The 5,732-nt window shown below is 44.9% G+C and carries 4 protein-coding genes and 1 pseudogene; all 5 read left to right on the top strand.

Features of this window, described 5'->3' with window-relative positions; translation table 11 throughout:
* Window positions 1–371: 371 nt before the first annotated feature.
* Window positions 372–1,505 (top strand): glycosyltransferase, encoded by a 1,134-nt coding sequence (locus tag K4A83_RS21620; protein ID WP_265266781.1) that lies wholly within the window; start codon window positions 372–374, stop codon window positions 1,503–1,505.
* 14 nt (window positions 1,506–1,519) lie between these two features.
* Window positions 1,520–2,698: a glycosyltransferase gene (locus K4A83_RS21615; RefSeq protein WP_265266780.1), complete on the top strand. Its 1,179-nt coding sequence runs from the start codon at window positions 1,520–1,522 to the stop codon at window positions 2,696–2,698.
* Window positions 2,699–2,757: 59 nt separating this feature from the next.
* Entirely contained in the window at window positions 2,758–3,768 is a 1,011-nt protein-coding gene (locus K4A83_RS21610) for a glycosyltransferase family 2 protein (RefSeq protein ID WP_265266778.1), read from the top strand.
* A 191-nt stretch (window positions 3,769–3,959) separates the two neighbouring features.
* The gene (locus K4A83_RS21605; protein WP_265266777.1) at window positions 3,960–5,315 is read left to right on the top strand and encodes a hypothetical protein; all 1,356 of its coding nucleotides are present in this window, start codon (window positions 3,960–3,962) and stop codon (window positions 5,313–5,315) included.
* Between the two features lie 153 nt (window positions 5,316–5,468).
* A pseudogene (locus K4A83_RS23760) lies at window positions 5,469–5,732 on the top strand (helix-turn-helix domain-containing protein); the annotation flags it as partial.

Here is a 5,732-nt window from a genome sequence, read left to right as displayed (position 1 = left end):
ATGTGCCAAAAAATTAGCTATGTACACTGGTTTAAAGAGCTAGTCCCACCTGGTTAAATTTACCTCTTGACAGGGTTACTATGTCCATTTTTACCTAGTTCATAAGTACCGATTCAACACTTCTGGCGTAAACCTTAAATTCGACAAATAGCATTTGTGTCTCTTATTGACTCCCATGATAACATAGTTCTCAGAGGATTCTATCAATCAATAATAAGTCGCGCTAGAACAGTGAAGCTCTAATCGAAAATTTCCGGTAGGAGAGACGAGACACAAAGAAGGCAGATGAAATCTAACAATCACAGACTCACAACAGAAAAACAACAACAAAATAATCTACGTCCAAAGTAAAACTTAATCGAAAAAGTGGCATGAAAAATGTGATTATTTTTAGCAGTTTATTACTTCCCCCCTCTCAAACCTTTATTCGCGACCCGGTGGAACAGTTTCAAGAGTTCAAGGGGTATTATGTGGGGTCACGACGGGTAGAAGGTTTAGAATTACCAAGCGATCGAACTTGGGTCGTCAATCAAGGCGGTCCAGTGGGCAAACTACAAGAACAAATCTTTAAACTCACCGGATTTGCACCTCAACTCTATGCCAAAATCCGCGCCCTTGACCCCGTACTCATTCATGCCCAATTTGGACTCAGTGGCACTTTAGCCCTGCCTTGGGCAAAATCGCTCAAAATTCCCCTCATCGTCCATTATCGGGGCGCAGATGCCACAATCAGAGCCGATTCAGCCCGCTATACCTCCCTCAACCACTGGCTCTATTTTCAACGACTACCTCAACTCCAGCAAGACAGTCACCTTTTCCTCACCGTCTGTCGATTTCTCCAGCAAAAATTGTTAGAACAAGGTTTTCCCCCAGAGAAAATCATCACCCACTATCACGGAGTTGACATCCAGAAATTTAGCCCCAATCCTCAGATTTCCCGTCAACCGACAGTTCTTTTTGTAGGTCGTTTAACCGAGAAAAAAGGGGTTAAATTCCTCATACTCGCCATGAGCGAAGTTCAACAGCAATTACCCAACGTAAAATTAGTAATCATTGGGGATGGTCCCCTGAAACAAGACCTAGAAACCCTTGCCCATCAAACCTTAAAACAGTACCAATTTCTAGGTGTTCAACCCCAAACAATAGTCAAAACATGGATGAATCAAGCCCAAATCTTAGCCACTCCTAGCATCACCTCTCCAGAAGGAGATTCAGAAGGACTCCCCAATGTCATTTTAGAAGCCCAAGCTATGGGACTCCCAGTAGTCAGTACCTATCACGCAGGTATTCCTGAAGTAGTTTTTCACGAGAAAACCGGATTTCTCACCCCAGAACAAGACAGTCAGGGACTAGGAGGGTACATTTTAGAACTGTTCAGAAATCCTGAGTTATGGCAACAGTTTAGCCGAGAGGGACGAGAGCAAATGGTAAAGCACTTTGATCGAGCGCAACAAACCCGACGTTTAGAAGAAATTTATCTGAGTGTTGCCAGAAAACCCACTTGATACAAGCAACTACTATGCGTATTTTAATGATTCATAATTTATATCAGATTCGAGGGGGAGAAGATGAATCCTCAGCGGCGGAAGAAAAGTTATTACGTTCTCGGGGAGAAATCGTCGAGTTCTACCAAGAAACCAATGATGAAGAACGAATGAAAACATTCAACTCTTTCCAATTAGCTAGTCGCACAATTTGGTCAGGGGAATCATATAAGATAGTTCGGGATAAAATCCGCCAACACAAGATTGATGTCATTCATGTTCAGAACTTTTTCCCCCTCATTTCTCCATCGGTTTATTATGCGGCTCAAAGGGAAGGAGTCCCCGTTGTCCAAAGTCTGAGAAACTACCGTCTCCTTTGCCCCAACGGGCTATTTTTTCGCCAAGGTCAAGTGTGTGAAGACTGTTTAGGCCAGTTTATTCCCTACCCCGGAATTGTTCATGCGTGCTACCGAGACAATCGTCTTGTTACTGGGGTGACAACAGCAATGATCACGACCCACCGCCTTTTACAGACTTGGCATAAACAGGTCAATCAGTTTATTGCCTTAAGTCAATTTGCGCGAAATAAACTTATTGAGGCAGGTTTACCAGAAGAGAAAATTGTCGTGAAACCAAATTTTGTCAGTCCTGACCCCGGACAAGGCCAAGGCAAGGGGGGTTATGCTCTTTATGTAGGTCGGTTGTCGGTAGAAAAGGGATTAGACGTTTTATTAGAAGCGTGGGAAAAATTAGCCCATCCTGTTCCCTTGAAAATTGTGGGAGAAGGTCCCCTAAAGGATTGGGTAGTCAGAGCCACAGAACGTTTTCCCCATATTGAGTGGTTAGGAAAACAACCCCTAACAGAGGTTTATAAGTTAATGGGAGAGGCTTTGTTTTTAGTTTTTCCCTCGAAATGGTATGAAACCTTTGGTCGAGTAGCGATAGAAGCCTTTGCCAAAGGAACTCCAGTGGTAGCATCGGATATTGGGGCGATCGCCGAATTAGTCCGAGATCAGGTGACAGGTTTAAAATTCCGACCCGGTGATGGGGCAGATTTAGCTAGTCAAGTCGATTATGCGATCGCCCATCCCCAACTCTTGCAACAAATGCGAAACCACGCCAGAGCAGAATTTTTGCAAAAATACACAGCCGAACAAAACTATGAGAAGCTAATGACGATTTATCTGAATGTCGTCAGAAGACCCGCACCCTAAACAACAAACACACCTATCCCTCCCCATGCACAAGGCGATGGGGTTTTTCAGTTAAACTTATGAACCCTCTTAACCAATCTGACAATGCCCAAAATCTAAGCTTAGATTCTCCTTTTAAACCAGAACTATCCATTGTTGTCCCCATTTACAACGAAGTAGAAAGTCTACCCCAACTATTAGAAGCGATCGCCCAAAGTCTCAACAACACCGGATTGACCTACGAACTCATCTGCGTAGACGACGGATCTCAAGACGGTTCTAGTGAATGGCTCAAAACTCAAACCCAAGCATTTCCCCAACTCCGAGCCATCCTCCTCCGTCGAAACTACGGTCAAACCGCCGCCATGTCCGCCGGATTTCATCATGCTCAAGGACGAGTCATTGTCACCCTCGATGGCGACCTCCAAAACGACCCCGCCGATATTCCCCGCCTCCTCGCCAAACTCAACGAAGGCTATGATCTCGTTAGTGGATGGCGTGAAAAACGCCAAGATGCCGCTTTAACCCGCCTACTTCCCTCCAAAATAGCCAACTGGCTCATCGGAAAAATTATCGGCGTTAAACTCCATGATTATGGCTGTTCCCTCAAAGCCTATCGAGCCGAAATCGCCGCCGACCTTAACCTCTACGGAGAACTCCACCGTTTTCTCCCCGCCCTAGCCTTTATCGAAGGCGCTCGCATCACCGAACTTCCCGTTCGCCATCACCCTCGCCAACACGGTCGCAGTAAATACGGTCTAGGACGCACTCTGCGCGTCATGATGGATCTGTTCACCGTCTACTTCATGAAGAAGTTTTTAACCCGTCCTATGCACGTTTTTGGGGTATTAGGGATTGTTTCTAGCCTATTCGGTATCATCCTCGCCAGTTACCTCACCATCCTTAAGCTAGGTTTTGGTCAAGACATTGGCGATCGCCCCCTCCTTATCTTCTCCGTCCTACTTCTACTCACAGGCCTTCAACTCTTCAGCTTTGGACTCCTTGCCGAACTAATGATGCGCACCTATCATGAATCTCAAGATCGCCCCATTTATCGAGTTCGAGAAGTCATTCAGAACAATCTTAACTAGGGCTTGCTGAATAACTCTACTCGTGAAGCTAGGGAACAGGGGGAATCGAAAAAAGGCAGACCTTTTTGATTATTTATCCCTAAAATCTTGCAGTTTCTCACACTTAAAATGACCCAAAGCCGTATTAACATTGCTTAGAGGGATATTCAGCAGACTCTAACTAAAGTTAGGAATATGTCACAACGAAGATCATGAATCCTCGCTTAACTCAACTCCATAAAGTGCAATTAGCAGAAGAAGAGAACAGAGGATATATTCAAACTTCTACCCTTATTCTCCTAGCCTTTGCTAGTGCCTATTTTTCTCGAGTGCTTGACAGCATAGGCTTCCCCTCCTTTATTAACTTTGCCCACTTTGCCACCATCCCCTTAGCTTGTTGGATTGCTCTAACTAAAAGCCGTTCCAAAGATCGCGAACAAACCGCTATTTCTTGGATGCTATTTGCAGGCTTATTTATATTCCTTTGGATCATGTTTGCCAGCGCCCTACTCAACGATGCTGGCATCATTAACGTTATAGTCAATTTCCTCCTCTTTGGAGAACCTTTTGTCCTTGCCCTAACAATGGCTTGTGTTCCCATGAATCCTAAACGAGTTAGTTGGTTCCGAATGTGGGTCATTCGTTTCGGTTTTTGTAATCTCATCTGGGCAACCGCCCAATATATTCTATTTGTGCAATTCAAAATGCACCCAAAATATTGGAATCCCGACTATATTCAAGGAATTTTTTATGAATCCGGAGCAGGTCATGTCGTTGGCTCATCCGTTGCCTTAACCTTTGGTCTATATTATTGGGTCAGCGAAAAAAATGCTCCCCTATGGAAACGACTTCTTCCCTTAACATGGGGATTTTGGCAAATGTTAGTCTCCGACAGTAAACAAGTCATGCTATTTCTCTTTATGGGAGCAGCGTTGTTAATTTTGACAAAATTCACCAGCATCGTTGAAGCCATTCAATGGTTAATCGGAGGATTTTTAGCCGCTTATGGTCTATTATTTTGCGCCCAAAACATTCCCGCTTGTTCCGCTTTCAACACTTGGGCAAGACCAGAAATTTATGGCCCAGATGGAGAAGCGACCCTACTCAAAACAGCTTCAATTCGCATCATTTCTTCTCACATGACCACCCCTTTACATCATTTATTTGGCTTGGGACCAGGACATACCGTAGGACGTTTAGGAGGATGGATGATTAGAGAATATGAACATCTCCTCGGACCATTAGGTGTCACCTCTCACCCCGCAACCTTTGAAACATGGCAAGCCGTCATAAACAGTTGGTTAGGAGATCAATCAAGTATGTTTTCTCCCCTTTGGGGTTGGGCAGGAATTTGGGGAGATACAGGTTGGTTAGGACTTGCTAGTTACTTATTTTTAGGATATATCGTTTGGGCTCACCTTTGTAAAGATGATTTTTGCCGATTCACAATTTTATCAGTTGCCTCCTGTGGCTTTATTTTTTCCCAAATGGAAGAACCGGGATATACCCTCTTTGTCACCATGATTATTATGATTCGTTGGCACGAACATCGAATTCAAAAACTATAGTGTTTGACAGTCATTGAACTCCTCACCGGACTAAAGCCACGGTGATTCCCAAACCTCACCAAAACTAATGGGTCTGAAGCCCCGCCCTTCCAGGGCGGCTTTTCTGCTGGAGTCTATCGCCCCAGTCCTCTCTATCTTTGGTATCCTAGCATCATGAAAAGCCGATATCAGTACAGAATCTATCCCACCCCAGGTCAGCCAACCGAGTTAGCCAAGCTGTTCGGATGTTGTCGTGTGGTGTGGAACGATGCCCTAGCTCTGATGAAGGCGATTCCTCAGGGTGAGAAGTAGCCCAGCAATGCCCAGTTGCAACGCCTGGTCATTACCCAAGCCAAGAAAGACCCATCCCGAAGCTGGCTGTCGGGTGTATCGGTTGTAGCCTTACAGCAATCGGTGATTAACTTGGGGACAGCCTTC

This window comes from Spirulina subsalsa FACHB-351 (genome assembly GCF_026130165.1).
GTDB classification, from domain to species: Bacteria; Cyanobacteriota; Cyanobacteriia; order Cyanobacteriales; family Spirulinaceae; genus Spirulina_A; species Spirulina_A subsalsa_A.
Note: the sequence above shows the minus strand (reverse complement) of the source record. Positions and strands in the feature narration are given on the sequence as shown.

Excerpts from the sequence above, each read along its gene's own strand:
- K4A83_RS21620 (WP_265266781.1), top strand. The coding sequence starts at position 372 with ATGAAAAATGTGATTATTTTTAGCAGTTTATTACTTCCCCCCTCTCAA.
- K4A83_RS21615 (WP_265266780.1), top strand. The coding sequence starts at position 1,520 with ATGCGTATTTTAATGATTCATAATTTATATCAGATTCGAGGGGGAGAA.
- K4A83_RS21610 (WP_265266778.1), top strand. The coding sequence starts at position 2,758 with ATGAACCCTCTTAACCAATCTGACAATGCCCAAAATCTAAGCTTAGAT.
- K4A83_RS21605 (WP_265266777.1), top strand. The coding sequence starts at position 3,960 with ATGAATCCTCGCTTAACTCAACTCCATAAAGTGCAATTAGCAGAAGAA.